We start from the raw sequence: 13,979 nt of genomic DNA, 5'->3' as shown, positions 1-13,979 counted from the left end.
CCGCCAGGAAACTCTTGACTGATTCCAGATAAGGGGCCATATTGGCAGGGTGTCCTCATCGGCGGACTACGCGGAACAGCTGCGGATGGCCGATCTGCGTGTGACACGGCCCAGAATCGCCGTGCTGGAGGCGGTACACGCCCATCCGCATGCCGACACCGAGACGATCTTCTCGGCGGTGCGGCTGGGGCTGCCCGATGTTTCCCGACAAGCGGTATACGACGTCCTCAACGCGCTGACCTCCGCGGGCCTGGTTCGGCGGATCCAGCCGTTGGGCTTGGTCGCCCGCTACGAGTCCCGGGTCGGCGACAACCATCACCACGTCGTGTGCCGATCCTGCGGCGTCATCGCCGACATCGACTGCGCCGTCGGTTCGGCGCCGTGCCTAACCCCGTCGGATGGCGACAACGTCCTGGATGGTTTCGTTCTCGACGAGGCCGAGGTCATCTATTGGGGCCTATGCCCCGACTGCTCGACGGCAGATTCTTGATCACTCCGGTGATCGTGGCCCGATTTACCCACCACCCGAAAGGAATGTTGTGTCAGAGAGCGAAAACCCGACTATCGAGGCGCCGAAGCCGAAATCGCATGCGCCACTGACTAATCGGGACTGGTGGCCCGACCAGATCGATGTGTCGACGCTGCACCCGCACTCCCCCCAGTCCAATCCGCTCGGCGATGACTTCGACTACGCCGAGGAGTTCGCCAAGCTCGACGTCGACGCGCTCAAGGCCGACGTGATCTCGGTGATGACCACCTCGCAGGATTGGTGGCCCGCCGACTACGGCCATTACGGCGGCCTGTTCATCCGGATGAGCTGGCACGCCGCCGGTACCTACCGCATCCATGACGGCCGCGGCGGCGGCGGACAGGGCATGCAGCGCTTTGCCCCGCTCAACAGCTGGCCGGACAACGTGAGCCTGGACAAGGCCCGCCGGCTGCTGTGGCCGGTGAAGAAGAAGTACGGCAACAAGATCTCCTGGGCGGATCTGATCATCTTCGCCGGCAACTGCGCCTTGGAGTCGATGGGCTTCAAAACCTTCGGCTTTGCGTTCGGCCGCGAAGACGTCTGGGAGCCAGAGGAAATCCTCTGGGGCGAAGAGGACGAATGGCTGGGCACCAACAAGCGCTACTCCGGCGAGCGGAACCTCGCGCAGCCCTACGGCGCGACCACCATGGGCCTGATCTATGTGAATCCGGAAGGCCCCGAGGGCAAGCCGGACCCGATCGCGGCGGCGATCGACATCCGCGAGACGTTCGGCCGGATGGCGATGAACGACGAGGAGACCGCCGCGCTGATCGTCGGGGGCCACAGCTTCGGCAAGACCCACGGCGCCGGCAGTGGCGACCTGGTCGGCCCCGAACCGGAGGCCGCCCCGATCGAACAACAGGGCCTGGGCTGGAAGAGCTCGTTCGGCAGTGGCGCCGGCGAGGACGCCATCACCAGCGGCCTGGAGGTGGTCTGGACACCCACCCCGACGAAGTGGGACAACACCTTCCTGGAGACCCTGTACGGCTACGAATGGGAGCTGACCAAGAGCCCCGGCGATGCCTGGCAGTTCGTCGCCAAGGACGGTGCGGGCGCGGGCACCATCCCCGACCCGTTCGGCGGGCCGGGTCGCGCCCCGACGATGTTGGTCACCGACATCTCGCTGCGGGAGTCCCCGATCTACCGCGATATCACGCGTCGCTGGCTCGACCATCCCGAGGAGCTGACCGAGGCGTTCGCCAAGGCCTGGTACAAGCTGCTGCATCGCGACATGGGACCCATCACCCGCTACCTCGGGCCGTGGGTCGCCGAGCCCCAGCTCTGGCAGGACCCGGTTCCGGCCGTCGATCACGAGCTGGTCGACGAGAAGGACATCGCGGCGCTGAAAAAGAAGGCGCTGGAATCCGGCCTGACGGTTCAGCAGCTGGTCAAGACCGCTTGGTCTGCCGCGTCCAGCTTCCGCCGCACCGACAAGCGCGGCGGCGCGAACGGCGGGCGGTTGCGCCTCGAGCCGCAGCGCAGCTGGGAGTGCAACGAGCCCTCGGAACTGGACAAGGTGTTGCCGGTGCTGGAGCGCATCCAGCAGGACTTCAACACATCGGCGTCCGGCGGCAAGAAGATCTCGCTGGCCGACCTGATCGTGCTGGCCGGTTCCGCGGCGGTCGAGAAGGCGGCCAAGGACGCCGGGTACGAGATCGCGGTGCACTTCGCGCCGGGCCGCACCGACGCATCGCAGGAGAACACCGACGTCGACTCGTTCGCGGTGCTCGAGCCGCGCGCCGACGGATTCCGCAACTACATCCGTCCGGGCGAGAAGGCGCCGCTGGAGCAGCTGCTGGTCGAGCGGGCGTACCTGCTGGGCGTGACGGCTCCGGAATTGACGGTGCTGGTCGGTGGTCTGCGGGCCCTCGGTGCCAATCACGGCGGCAGCAAGCACGGCGTCTTCACCGACAGGCCCGGCACGTTGACGAATGACTTCTTCGTCAACCTGGTCGACATGGGCAACGAGTGGAGGGCATCGGAGTCGGCGGAGAACGTCTACGAGGTGCTGGACCGCTCAACGGGGCAGCTGAAATGGACGGCCACCGCCAACGACCTGGTGTTCGGGTCCAATTCGGTGCTGCGCGCGCTGGCCGAGGTCTACGCACAGGACGACGCCCAAGGGAAGTTCGTGGAGGACTTCGTCGCGGCGTGGGTCAAGGTCATGAACGCCGACCGGTTCGATCTCAAGTAACGCCGATTCCGGTCAGCGAGACCACGCGACGCCCCTCGAGCATCGGCTCGGGGGGCATCGTCGTTTGGTTACGTCAGCGGTCCAGATCCCACTGGCCGTAGTCGGCCGCGAGGACCTCGTCGACGTCCACGTTGATGCCGCCCAGCAGCGGACCCGGGTTCGACGGGCTGTTAACCACGGCCTGATACAGCACGGCCATCGGTTCACGCGCGCCGTTCGACCACGACCTCGTCTGCCAGGCCCAGCGGTGACCCGGGGTGGTCGAGTTTCCGATGACCCCGTCGCGGATCGCCCAGCCGCACGCCCGGGCATGCCCATAGATGCCGGTGCGGCCCACGCCCAGCACCGAGTTGATCCCTCGAAACCATTGCACCGCAGGGCCATTCCAAGTGTTTTCGTCGATGTTGTCGTCGACACTGAAGAAGATCGGCGCGGAATTCGTACCCCCGGCCGCACCGTGCAGGCGCAAGGCGGTCTGGGCGTCCGCCACGCCGCCGTCGTACCCGCGGGTGTAGTCCGACGGCGTGGGCCAACCGGGCTTGCCGTACTGGAAGTTGCTGACGATGTGAAGACCCGCGGCGCGCAGCGCGTCCGCGTACTCGCGGGTGATGGGTTTTGCCTCGAAGTGCGCGCCCGGCCGCTCCTCGGACACGTAGTTCACGACCCCGTCGTAGCCTGCCGATTTGATCTCGCCAGGCGCGATCCTGCGCTCCGCAAAGTCGATCAACGTAACGCCGGCGGCTCGCGCGTTCGGCTCGTCGACCGTCGCGGCGACCGACCCCAGGCCCAGCAGAACCGGTGCAGCGTACTTAAGGACATCGCGTCGCGAAACGGAACCGCGCACCGCGCGATGGTAGCAAACGGCTCGACCACCCTCGTTGCATCAATTAGCTGATCGAACTATAGTCTGGACACATGTCCAGTTTGCTGTCACCGCGTTCGGGAGCGCGTTGATGGCGGTGGATTCGGGGGGTGCCCGTCGGCGTGCGTCGGCCAGCGGATAAGAGTTGAGTATGCGAATTGCCCTGCTGTCCTACCGGAGTAAGACCCATTGCGGTGGACAGGGCGTCTACGTGCGCCATCTCAGTCACGGTTTGGTGGAACTCGGTCACGAGGTCGAGGTGTTTTCCGGCCAGCCCTATCCGGAGCTGCTCGACCCGCGGGTACGGCTGACGAAGGTGCCAAGCCTTGACCTGTACCGCGAGCCCGACCCGTTCCGGGTGCCACGCCCGAGCGAGATTCGCGACTCCATCGACCTGTTGGAACTCCTCACCGTGTGGACCGCGGGTTTTCCCGAACCACGGACCTTCACGTTGCGTGTCGCGCGGCTGTTGGCCGAGCGGGCGGGAGATTTCGACGTCGTCCACGACAACCAGAGCCTGGGCACCGGACTGCTGAGCATCGCCCGCGCGGGGCTGCCGGTGGTGGCGACCGTGCACCACCCCATCACGCGGGATCGGGTGCTGGATCTCGCCGCCGCGCGGTGGTGGCGAAAACCCTTGGTGCACAGGTGGTATGGATTCTCCACCATGCAAGAGCAGGTGGCGCGCCAGATCCCGGACCTGTTGACGGTGTCGTCGTCCTCGGCGGCGGACATCGTCGCCGACTTCGGTGTCGCGCCGGACCAACTACACGTCGTGCCGTTGGGCGTGAACACCGACCTGTTCACGCCGGGACCGACGCCACGGATTCGAAACCGCGTCATCGCGATCGCCAGCGCCGATACCCCCCTCAAGGGTGTCCGCACCTTGCTGCACGCGGTCGCCAGACTACGCACCAACCGAGACCTGGAATTGCGGCTCGTTGCCAAGGTGGAACCCAATGGCCCCACCCACAAACTCATTGCCGAACTCGGCATCTCCGACATCGTCCACATCACCAGTGGCCTCTCCGACGGCGAGCTGGCCGCACTGTTCGCGTCGGCCGAGGTCGCGTGCATTCCCTCTCTCTACGAGGGGTTTTCGTTGCCCGCGGTCGAAGCCATGGCGAGTGGCACCCCGATCGTCGCGAGCCGGGTGGGCGCACTGCCCGAGGTCCTGGGCACCGATGGTGCCTGCGCCGAGTTGGTGCCACCGGCCGACGTGGATGCGCTCACCCGCGCCCTCGGCGAGCTGCTCGACTCCCCCGAAAAGCGCCGCAATCTGGGGAAGGCGGGACGGGCGCGCGCCGTCGACGTCTTCAGCTGGGAGGCGGTGGCCGCGCAGACCGTGCGGGTCTACGAACGGGCGATCGCGCGATGCTGACCGTCGATTTCGACCGGCTGGGCATCGGCCCCTCGACCAAGGTCATCGACGTGGGCTGCGGGGCGGGCCGGCATGCGTTCGAAGCGTATCGACGCGGCGCCGACGTCGTCGCCTTCGATCGCGCCGAGTCCGAGCTGCGTTCGGTGGACACCATCCTGCGGGCGATGGCCGAGGGCGGTGAGGTGCCGGCGACCGCGTCGGCGAAAGTGGTCGTCGGTGACGCGCTGAGCCTGCCGTATCCCGACGGAACATTCGACTGCGTGATCGCGTCCGAAATCCTCGAGCACATACCGGAAGACGACGGCGCCATCGCCGAATTGATCCGGGTGCTCAAGGTGGGTGGCACATTGGCGGTCAGCGTTCCGAGGTGGCTTCCCGAGCGGGTGTGCTGGCTGCTGTCCGACGAATATCACAGCAACGAGGGCGGCCACGTGCGTATCTACCGGGCCAGCCGACTGCGCGACAAGATCACCGGCGGCGGAATGGAATTGACCCACGCCCATCATGCACACGCGCTGCACTCCCCCTTCTGGTGGCTGAAATGCGCTGTGGGCGTGTCGAATACCGATCATCCGGCAGTGGCCGCCTACCACAAACTCCTGGTGTGGGATTTGATGCGCCGCCCCAAGGTAACGCAGCTGGCCGAGTCACTGCTCAACCCGATCGTGGGCAAGAGCGTCGCGATGTATTTCGTCAAGCAGCAGGTGGCCGAAAGCCAGGAAGCCGCGGGGTATTCAGTTGCATCGGTTTAGCCCGCCGGCGGTTCCGGGCGTCCTTACACCCGAGCAGTGTCGGCAGACCGCGCTTTCGATCGCCGCGGCGCAGGAAACCTCGGGCGCGATTCCGTGGTTCGAAGGTGGTCACACCGATCCGTGGGACCACGTGGAGTGCGCGATGGCGCTCACGGCGGCGGGACTGCTGGAGCCGGCGCGGGCCGCCTTTGAATGGAGCCGTCGCACCCAGCGGCCGGACGGCTCGTGGCCCATCCAATTCCGTTCGGGGACAGTCGAAGACGCCAACAGCGATAGCAACTTCTGCGCGTATATCGCCACCGGTGTCTGGCATCACGTGCTGGCGACGGACGACGAGTCGTTCGCTGCGGCGATGTGGCCGGTGGTGCACAAGGCGATCGACTTTGTCATCGACTTACAGGTCGGATATGGCGAGATCTGCTGGGCGCGAAGCGAAGCCGGACCTCTCCCAGAAGCGTTGGTGACCGGGTGCGCCAGCGTGTTCCACAGCATTCGCTGCGCGTTGGCGCTCGCCGCCCTGATCGGGGACCCTCAGCCGGAGTGGGAGCTGGCGCTCGGCCGGCTGGGACACGCGATCGTCGCACATCCGGAGGCGTTCACCGAAAAGGACCGCTATTCGATGGACTGGTACTACCCCATCCTCGGCGGTGCGCTGCGGGGCCCCGCGGCGGCGGCGCGAATCCGGCAGCGGTGGGACGACTTTGTGGTCCGCGGCCTGGGCATCCGCTGCGTTGACGACCGGCCCTGGGTTACCGGTGCAGAGACATGCGAACTGGTGATGGCCCTCGAGGCCATCGGCCATCGGTCCGCCGCACATCAGCAATTCGCCGCGATGCACCATCTGCGCGAAGAAGACGGATCGTACTGGACGGGTTTGGTGTTCGCGGATGGGAAGCGCTGGCCCGAGGAGCGCACCACCTGGACCGGAGCGGCGATGATCCTTGCCGCCGACGCGCTCTCGGACACCACGCCGGGCGCGGGCATCTTCCGCGGCGACGAGCTGCCGATTGGCCTGCAGACCGACTTCGATTGCGAATGCGTGGTCGCCGGGCCCGGCCGCTGACCGAAACGGGTTAGACCTGGTGGCCCGCTCGCCCGCCGGTGCGTTCGAGCACCCGCAGCGACCCCGTCACCGAAACCTCCCGGAACTGACCGGAATCGATGGCGCGGCAATAGATGTAGTACGGCGGGCGCCCGCCGTCCTTGGGGTCCGGGAACACATCGTGGATCACTAACGCGCCGCCGGCGGTCACCCACTTCGCCCACCCGTCGAAGTCCTGTGTGGCAGCGGCCTCAGAGTGGCCGCCGTCGATGAACAAGAACTGCAGCGGTGAGCGCCAGGCACGCGCCACGACCGGTGACTTGCCCACGACGGCGACGACGTGGTCGTCCAGACCCGCGGCGTCGAGGGTGCGGCGGAAACTCGGCAACGTGTCGAACAGCCCGGTGACCTCGTCGACTAGCGAGGCGTCGTGGAACTCCCAGCCGGGCTGGTGCTCTTCGGAGCCGTGGTGATGGTCGACGGTGTAAAGCACGCCACCGGTTTGCGCTGCGGCCGCGCCGAGCAACAGGGTGGATTTGCCGCAGTAGGTGCCGATCTCGACACCGACGCCGCCGCCGAGGTACCCCAATGCGGCGTCGTACAGCGCGCGGCCCTCGTCCGCCGGCATGAAACCCGGCACCCGTTCGGCCAGCGCGAACAGCCGCTCGGGCGCGCAGGCGTCTACGTGACTCATCAGCTGATCGTAGAAGAGCCTTGGGCTGCCCAGCGGCCGGCCCGCGTTCGCTTTACCATCATGCTGTGCATCTCTTTCCCCTCCGTAAATTGGTCGACGTCGGCCTGGCCGCAGCCACGGTCACGGCCGCGCTGACGATCGCCGCCGTTGTGCTACCGCCCGGAACACCGGGCGCCGCGGGGCTGGCCGCCGCGGCAAACTGCCCCCAGGTGCAAATCGTGTTCGCCCGCGGCCGTAACGAGTCACCGGGGCCCGGCGCCCTCGGCAACGCGTTCATCAACGCCGTCGAATCCAAAGCCGGCAACCGAACCATCGGCACCTACGCCGTGAAGTATCCCGCCGACACCGAGGTCGACGTCGGCGCCAACGACATGAGCCACCACATCCAGGACGTGGTCAACAACTGCCCGAACACCCGGCTGGTGCTGGGTGGCTACTCGCTCGGGGCGGCGGTCACCGACGTCGTGCTCGCGGCGCCGATCTCGGCCTTCGGTTTCGACAGCCCCCTGCCGCCGGGCACCGACCAGCACATCGCCGCCGTCGCACTGTTCGGCAACGGGAGCCAATGGGTCGGCCCGATCACGAACTTCAACCCGACCTACAACGACAGGACCATCGAGTTGTGCCACGGTGCCGATCCGGTCTGCAACCCCGCGGACCCGAACACCTGGAAACAGAACTGGCCGGCACACCTCGCGAGTGCCTACATCGATGCGGGAATGGCAAACCAGGCGGCTGATTTCGTCGTCAGCAAGCTTTAGACGGTCGCCACGTTCCTGCTGCCGAGATTGACGGGCAGCCGGGCAAATCCGCGGAGGTTGACCAGTCCACGCCGTGGTGTGGGGCCGCTCAGCTGTAGGTCGGGGTATGTCTCGAACAATGCGCGAAGCGCCGTAGTCCCTTCGACGCGTGCCAGGGCGGCGCCCAGGCAGGCGTGGATCCCCGACGCGAATGCCAGGTGGTCGCGGGCATTGGGCCGGGCGATATCGAATCTCGCGGGCTCGGGGAACACCCGCGGGTCGCGGTTGGCGCCGCCGAGGAGCAGCGCCACCATGTCCCCCGCAGCGACGCGGTGACCGGCCAAGTCGAGGTCACAAAGCGCGGTGCGCGACGTCATCTGCACCGGGCTGTCCATTCGAAGGATCTCCTCGACGGCCGACGGCCACAGCTCGGGGTCCGCGCGCAGGCGCACGAGTTGATCGGGGTTTTGCAGGAGCAGAATGATGCCGTTGCCGATCAGGTTGACGGTGGTTTCGAAGCCCGCGCCGATGAGTAGGGCGGCGTTGGCGGTGAATTCGTGGTCGGTGAGCGTGCCGTGGGCGGCCAGCCGGCTGAAGGGATTGTCGTCGCCCGCCTCACCCGCGCGGAGTTGATGGAAGCGTTCACGCAGTTCGTGATCGGCGCCGCGCAGGGTGTCGATGGCCCGCCGGTAGGTCCGCCATCCGATCCCGATGTCCAGCAGCGGGGCGCCGCTGTGTCCCCACTCCAACATCCACCGGTGGGTGTCCGGGGGCAGGCCGAGAATCTCGGCGATGATGGCCACCGGCAGCTGGGACGCGAAGTCTGCGATCAGATCCGGATGTGGCGTTCCCGCAAGGCGATCGATGAGCTCGTCCGTCACCTCGACGACGCGGGCGCCGAGCCGGTCGATCGCCCGCGGGGTGAAGCTTTGCGCCACCGCCTGCCGGTACCGGGTGTGCTCGGGAGGGTCGACGACGACCATGGCGGGCGGTTCGACCGGATTTGCCGCCACGGCGTCGTCCGTCCTTGATATCACCGTCCGAAGTGGGCGGGGCAGGTCCATTGCGGACGGCCCCGTCACGCCGAAACGTTTGTCGCGCAACACTTCGCGGCACACACCGTGGTCGACGCTGATCCAGGTGAACGGTGTGCGCACCAGCGCTCCCCCCGCCCGGATCTCCTCCATCAGCGGGTAGGGATCGCCGGCCCGGCCGTGACCGGCGATCAGGCGGGCCAAGGGGTCGCCGCCCAGCGCCCGAAGCTTCATGAACGTTCCGGGCACGCCATGCATGGCCGCCCACCGAACCCACATACGAACGCCCATAAGAGCCCCCTAGCAGCGAAGATTCGCTATACTCACCATTGTTCGATACAAATAGACGATTTATGTCTCAGACGTATCAATCGCCACGATACGACGACCCGCACGGGTGAGCAAGGAGCAATCAAGTGACCACGAGCCGAACGGCGGAGTTTGTGCGGCGCCTCGCCGCGCCCGAGCCTGCGGTGCTCGCGCAACTGCACCGCCCCGACGAGATGACCACCCGCATCCTGGCCGCCACCCTCGAGCAGGCCGAACTCGTCGGAATGCGGCGCATCACCATGGAAGACGTCGCCCGGCGCAGCGGGGTCGGCCGCGCCACGTTGTACCGCCGCTTCCCCACCAAAGGCGCGCTGATCGACGCCGTCGTCCTGGCCGAAGCCCGCCACTACTTCGATGGCCACGCGCAAGCCTGCTCGCAAGCCACTGGCCTCGAAGACCGCCTGGTCTACGGCACCGTGTTCACCGTGACGTTCCTGCGCGAGCACGCGTTGCTCAAGAAATTGCTGCGCACCGAGCCCGAGACCATCTTGCCGAGCCTGACCACCGACGCCGGCCCCATTCTCGACTTCGCCATCGATCAATCCGCGGCTGAGTTGAGGGCCGAAATCTACGGCACGAAGACCACCACGCCCGACCAGGAGCGCCACCTACGCACCGTCGCCGAGCTGCACACCCGCCTGACCCTGTCGTTCATCGTCACCCAACACAGCGGCATCAATCTCGCCACCGTCGACGACACCCGCGCATTCGTGCGTCAATACCTGCTTCCGATGATCACCGGGCCCAGCTGATGCGCCGACGGCATTCGTGCGGCGAATCGGCGCGTGGAATGGGGAGTCTTACCAATACGGGATAGTAGAAAAAATACGCGAAGTTATTGCGTTGCGGCGCAGTCTAATTCGCTGCCGACTCGGGCCGCCTAAGCGTTCTCAGGCCGGTGTGTCGGTACCGGTGTACACCTTGAAGTCGCGGACAACAGGCGGGGCGTCATCCGCCGAGGTAGCGCGGCGCCGAGCGGAAAATGACGGATGCCGATGCATCGCTTCGTTGCGCTCGCGTGCGCGCCGCTGAGCCGCGGCCCAAGCGGGATGCGAACGAAGGAAAATTACCGTCGCTCCTGATGCATTCGCCACGATTGTCAACTCCTTCCAGAGCTACTCAACTCGCTGCAAAGCCACCACTGGGGTTATCGATTCGTGATTCCAGAATGCCCAGCCAATCCTGAGACCAAACCATCGGTCATCTTGAGAATTGGCCATGAATTCCTGGTAAATCCCGAGCCATTACCGCGCCGCCGTCCCTTTTGGGGCGACCGCGATCCACACGGTAACGACACCCACCGACAAATTGCTGTTTCGACCGCGTGCTGGCTGGGCTGCTATCGTCGCTTGCTTATGCCTGAGATGGATCGCCGCCGCATGATATTGACGGCAGGGATCGGCGTGCTGGCGGCCGCGCTCCCCATCCCTGAGGGCCGTGCTCTCCCTGCCCGAACGGATGCGCCGTTGGGCCGGATGCCACTGCCCGCCGCGCCCAGCGGCCAGACCGGGACCTACATCTTCCAGGACGAATTCGACGGCCCGGCCGGCTCGGCCCCCGATGCGTCGAAGTGGGCGGTGGCCAAGGCCCGCGAGACGATCAAAGACCCGACGTATTGGGAGCTGCCCGAGCACATCGGGCAGTACCGCGATGATCGCAAGAACGTCTTCCTCGACGGCAACTCCAACCTGGTCCTGCGTGCGGCGAAAGAAGGACCCACGTACTACAGCGGCAAGGTGCAAAGCCTCTGGCGGGGCGGAGTCGGCCACACCTGGGAAGCCCGGATCAAGCTCAACTGCCTGACCGCCGGCGCCTGGCCCGCCTACTGGCTGGGCAACGACGACCAGGGCGAAATCGACGTCATGGAGTGGTACGGCAACGGCAAATGGCCCTCGGCCACCACCGTCCATGCCAAGGCGAACGGCGGCGAGTGGAAGACCCACAACATCGCGGTGGACAGCGGCTGGCATACCTGGCGCACCCAGTGGGATGCGGCGGGCATCCGCTTCTGGAAGGACTACGCCGACGGCGCGCAACCGTACTTTGACGTGCCCGCGAGCTCGCTACCGGACTGGCCGTTCAACAACCCCGGCTACACCGCTTTCCCGGTGTTCAACCTTGCGGTTGCCGGTTCCGGGGGCGAAGACCCCGGGCCCGGGGCCTATCCCGCCGATATGCTGATCGACTGGATTCGAGTCTGGTAGACGCTCACATCGCGTTTCCGGCGAACCACGCGCTGGTCACCGCGCGCGTCTCAGGTGGCGGGAAGTGGGCGCCCGGGGCGCCAAGTTCTCCGACCTTGACTGTCCAGGCCGCCGCCGAGCGGTCGATGCAGCTCCCGGCGCCTTGGCTCGGAAGCCATAGCACCCGCAGGTTCGCCCTCGGGGCCTCGCACCAGTAGGCGCCCTCGTACCCGTCGTCGCGCGAGCCCCAGGCGCCGCCGTTGCGAAGCAGGCAATGTGTGCCGTCGTCGAGGGCGAGCGCGAACGGATCCGGCGTGGCGGTGGGCTGCACCGGCGGGAGCGAACCGCCGTAGGTCACCCGGTGCAGGCTCTTGTCCCATGGATTGTCCACGCACAGCAGCGATCCGGGCGTCGACGGCCAGCACGTGCCGGCGCCGGCCGCGCTGGGCGAGCAAGAGTAGATGTTGTCTGCGACCGCCGACGGTGACGGCGTCGAGCAGTCGTTGACCGCGACGACGTTGCCCTGCGCGGGCGCCTCGCGGTAGCCGTTGATGGGTTGGCCGCTAGGTCCGATGGCCACCGTGGTGATCGCTTGGGTCGGCGGCGGTTCCGCGTTTGCCGCTCCGGCCGCCGCGAAGACGGCGATGGCCATCGAGGTGATCGACACTGTGGCAACTCGCAACGCGTCCATCTGGCTGACACTCCTCCGCAGCGGCCCCCTCTGAATGGTCGCTCCAAAAGCCGTCCGGCTCAATGGGTGAGCACTTCCCCTGCGCTCGAACGTGTCGCGAGCGGTGCCGAGTCCGGTACCGTGCGCTCATGTCTGATCGAAACCGTCGCTTCCTGCTCCGCGAGCGCCCCTCCGGGCGCATCGGCCCGGACACGTTCGAGCTCACCGAGGAGGCCGTCCCCGAAATCGGGGATGGCGAGGCGCTGGTGCGCGTCGACTGGATTTCCCTCGACCCGACCAACCGCGCGTGGATCAACGACACGCCCACCTATCTGCCGCCGGTCGGGATCGGCGAGGTGATGCGCGGCGGCGGGCTCGGCGAGGTCGTCGCGTCGAAGAATCCGAACTATGCGGTCGGCCAGACCGTGCAGGGTCTGGTCGGCTGGCAGGAGTACGCGGTCGCCTCGGATGCGATGCCGTTGTTCCCAGTCGACGTCGCCGAGGGTGTTTCGCCGACCGCCTACATGGGCGCGCTCGGTATGACCGGGCTCACCGCATGGGTGGGAATCCGCGACATCGGCAAGCCGAAACCCGGTGAGACGGTGGTGGTCTCGGCCGCGGCCGGCGCGGTCGGTTCGGTGGCAGGTCAGCTTGCCAAGGCCGACGGCGCCCGCGTCGTCGGGATCGCCGGCGGGCCGGAAAAGTGCGCGCTGCTGACCGACCAGCTCGGCTTCGACGCGGCGGTGGACCACCGCGCCGACGATTGGGCCGGCCAGCTCGCCGCCGCGACGCCCAACGGCATCGATGTCGACTTCGAAAACGTCGGCGGCGACATCATGGACGCGATCTTCGCGCGCCTCAACATCGGTGCCCGCGTCGCGCTCTGCGGCCTGATCTCCGGCTACAACTCGGCCGACCCGCCGCCCGGACCCCGCGCGTTCGGAAACCTGCTGATCCAGCGGGCGACGCTGCAGGGGTTCATCGTCCTGGACCACTTCGGCCGTGCCCCCGAGGCGATCCGCGAGATCGCCGGCCTGATCACCCAGGGCAAACTCACGCCGCTAGAGACCGTCGTCGAGGGCTTCGAGCAGCTGCCGACGGCGATCAACATGCTGTTCGACGGCAAGAACGTCGGCAAGCTCGTCGTCAAGACGTCGGGCTAGGTCGTCGCTTGCCAGTCGTCCGGTTGTTGGGATCGGTAGCGGTTCGGCCGGGCTGTACTGATCGCAACGACGCCGCCACCGAGGCGGCGCGTGACGAAAGGAAGTCAGCAATGAGGATCGTGCCGGCCAGCATCGAAGAACAGATCAACCGTGTCGATCGCCAGCGGAGCCTGTACATCGGCATCAGCGCCGCCCTGATCGGGCTGTGGAGTGTCTACCGAGTGCTCTGGACGCTGTACATCGGGATGACGTTTGGTTGGTTCTTGGGATCGATGGTTTTCCCGTTGGTGCTGTGGGGTGTCATCGGAGCCGCCGCGGGGGTCGCGGCCACCGGCTTCCTGACCCGCTACTCCAGGGGTTCATGAACCTGCTCGACGCAACGGAAAGTTCCGAACCTCAAGCAGG

At 66.6% G+C, this 13,979-nt stretch carries 14 protein-coding genes; 10 read left to right on the top strand and 4 right to left on the bottom strand.

Going from position 1 to position 13,979, the window contains the following annotated elements:
* Positions 1 to 49: 49 nt before the first annotated feature.
* Positions 50 to 490: a Fur family transcriptional regulator gene (locus A5745_RS04535; protein WP_076058687.1), complete on the top strand. Its 441-nt coding sequence runs from the start codon at positions 50 to 52 to the stop codon at positions 488 to 490.
* Complete coding sequence (gene katG / locus A5745_RS04530; protein WP_139329451.1) at positions 483 to 2,723, top strand: catalase/peroxidase HPI; 2,241 nt, start codon at positions 483 to 485, stop codon at positions 2,721 to 2,723. The genes A5745_RS04535 and katG overlap by 8 nt, the downstream gene beginning before the upstream one ends.
* Positions 2,724 to 2,796: 73 nt before the next feature.
* Here the strand turns inward: katG and A5745_RS04525 are convergent, their stop codons facing one another.
* Complete coding sequence (locus tag A5745_RS04525; RefSeq protein WP_076115259.1) at positions 2,797 to 3,567, bottom strand: DUF1906 domain-containing protein; 771 nt, start codon at positions 3,565 to 3,567, stop codon at positions 2,797 to 2,799.
* A gap of 169 nt (positions 3,568 to 3,736) precedes the next feature.
* Between A5745_RS04525 and A5745_RS04520 the strand changes: the two genes are divergently transcribed.
* The 3 genes from A5745_RS04520 to A5745_RS04510 are packed head-to-tail and all read left to right on the top strand — an operon-like array spanning position 3,737 to position 6,781.
* Positions 3,737 to 4,966 carry a glycosyltransferase family 4 protein gene (locus A5745_RS04520; RefSeq protein ID WP_076115258.1) on the top strand — a complete coding sequence of 410 codons (1,230 nt, stop codon included), beginning with the start codon at positions 3,737 to 3,739 and terminating at the stop codon, positions 4,964 to 4,966.
* Positions 4,960 to 5,718, top strand: coding sequence for a class I SAM-dependent methyltransferase (locus tag A5745_RS04515; protein WP_076058695.1), 759 nt, complete (start codon positions 4,960 to 4,962; stop codon positions 5,716 to 5,718). The genes A5745_RS04520 and A5745_RS04515 overlap by 7 nt, the downstream gene beginning before the upstream one ends.
* On the top strand, positions 5,705 to 6,781 hold the full coding sequence (locus tag A5745_RS04510; protein ID WP_076115257.1) for a prenyltransferase: 1,077 nt from the start codon (positions 5,705 to 5,707) through the stop codon (positions 6,779 to 6,781). Before A5745_RS04515 ends, A5745_RS04510 begins: the two co-directional genes overlap by 14 nt.
* Before the next feature lie 10 nt (positions 6,782 to 6,791).
* On the opposite strand, the gene A5745_RS04505 is transcribed toward A5745_RS04510, so the two are convergent.
* The gene (locus A5745_RS04505; RefSeq protein WP_076115256.1) at positions 6,792 to 7,454 is read right to left on the bottom strand and encodes a class I SAM-dependent methyltransferase; all 663 of its coding nucleotides are present in this window, start codon (positions 7,452 to 7,454) and stop codon (positions 6,792 to 6,794) included.
* Between the two features lie 89 nt (positions 7,455 to 7,543).
* Here A5745_RS04505 and A5745_RS04500 point away from each other — a divergent pair, with 89 nt between their 5' ends.
* Positions 7,544 to 8,215: a cutinase family protein gene (locus A5745_RS04500; RefSeq protein WP_371336854.1), complete on the top strand. Its 672-nt coding sequence runs from the start codon at positions 7,544 to 7,546 to the stop codon at positions 8,213 to 8,215.
* On the opposite strand, the gene A5745_RS04495 is transcribed toward A5745_RS04500, so the two are convergent.
* Complete coding sequence (locus A5745_RS04495; RefSeq protein WP_076115255.1) at positions 8,212 to 9,519, bottom strand: cytochrome P450; 1,308 nt, start codon at positions 9,517 to 9,519, stop codon at positions 8,212 to 8,214. The genes A5745_RS04500 and A5745_RS04495 overlap by 4 nt on opposite strands.
* 125 nt (positions 9,520 to 9,644) lie before the next feature.
* Here A5745_RS04495 and A5745_RS04490 point away from each other — a divergent pair, with 125 nt between their 5' ends.
* Complete coding sequence (locus A5745_RS04490) at positions 9,645 to 10,310, top strand: TetR/AcrR family transcriptional regulator (protein ID WP_076115254.1); 666 nt, start codon at positions 9,645 to 9,647, stop codon at positions 10,308 to 10,310.
* Positions 10,311 to 10,913: 603 nt separating this feature from the next.
* Positions 10,914 to 11,762: a glycoside hydrolase family 16 protein gene (locus A5745_RS04480; RefSeq protein ID WP_076115252.1), complete on the top strand. Its 849-nt coding sequence runs from the start codon at positions 10,914 to 10,916 to the stop codon at positions 11,760 to 11,762.
* Between the two features lie 4 nt (positions 11,763 to 11,766).
* On the opposite strand, the gene A5745_RS04475 is transcribed toward A5745_RS04480, so the two are convergent.
* Positions 11,767 to 12,432: a hypothetical protein gene (locus A5745_RS04475; protein WP_076115251.1), complete on the bottom strand. Its 666-nt coding sequence runs from the start codon at positions 12,430 to 12,432 to the stop codon at positions 11,767 to 11,769.
* A 128-nt stretch (positions 12,433 to 12,560) separates the two neighbouring features.
* Between A5745_RS04475 and A5745_RS04470 the strand changes: the two genes are divergently transcribed.
* On the top strand, positions 12,561 to 13,574 hold the full coding sequence (locus tag A5745_RS04470) for an NADP-dependent oxidoreductase (RefSeq protein WP_076058710.1): 1,014 nt from the start codon (positions 12,561 to 12,563) through the stop codon (positions 13,572 to 13,574).
* Between the two features lie 110 nt (positions 13,575 to 13,684).
* Positions 13,685 to 13,939, top strand: a complete 255-nt coding sequence (locus A5745_RS04465; protein ID WP_076115250.1) for a hypothetical protein — start codon at positions 13,685 to 13,687, stop codon at positions 13,937 to 13,939.
* The last annotated feature ends 40 nt before the right edge of the window (positions 13,940 to 13,979 follow it).

The sequence above is a fragment of the Mycobacterium sp. IS-2888 genome, assembly GCF_001954215.1.
In the GTDB taxonomy this organism is placed as follows: Bacteria; Actinomycetota; Actinomycetes; order Mycobacteriales; family Mycobacteriaceae; genus Mycobacterium.
Note: the sequence above shows the minus strand (reverse complement) of the source record. Positions and strands in the feature narration are given on the sequence as shown.

Coding starts and splice junctions, on each gene's coding strand:
- A5745_RS04495 (WP_076115255.1), bottom strand. CDS start 9,519: ATGGGCGTTCGTATGTGGGTTCGGTGGGCGGCCATGCATGGCGTGCCC.
- A5745_RS04515 (WP_076058695.1), top strand. CDS start 4,960: ATGCTGACCGTCGATTTCGACCGGCTGGGCATCGGCCCCTCGACCAAG.
- A5745_RS04480 (WP_076115252.1), top strand. CDS start 10,914: ATGCCTGAGATGGATCGCCGCCGCATGATATTGACGGCAGGGATCGGC.
- A5745_RS04505 (WP_076115256.1), bottom strand. CDS start 7,454: ATGAGTCACGTAGACGCCTGCGCGCCCGAGCGGCTGTTCGCGCTGGCC.
- A5745_RS04520 (WP_076115258.1), top strand. CDS start 3,737: ATGCGAATTGCCCTGCTGTCCTACCGGAGTAAGACCCATTGCGGTGGA.
- A5745_RS04475 (WP_076115251.1), bottom strand. CDS start 12,432: ATGGACGCGTTGCGAGTTGCCACAGTGTCGATCACCTCGATGGCCATC.
- A5745_RS04465 (WP_076115250.1), top strand. CDS start 13,685: ATGAGGATCGTGCCGGCCAGCATCGAAGAACAGATCAACCGTGTCGAT.
- A5745_RS04470 (WP_076058710.1), top strand. CDS start 12,561: ATGTCTGATCGAAACCGTCGCTTCCTGCTCCGCGAGCGCCCCTCCGGG.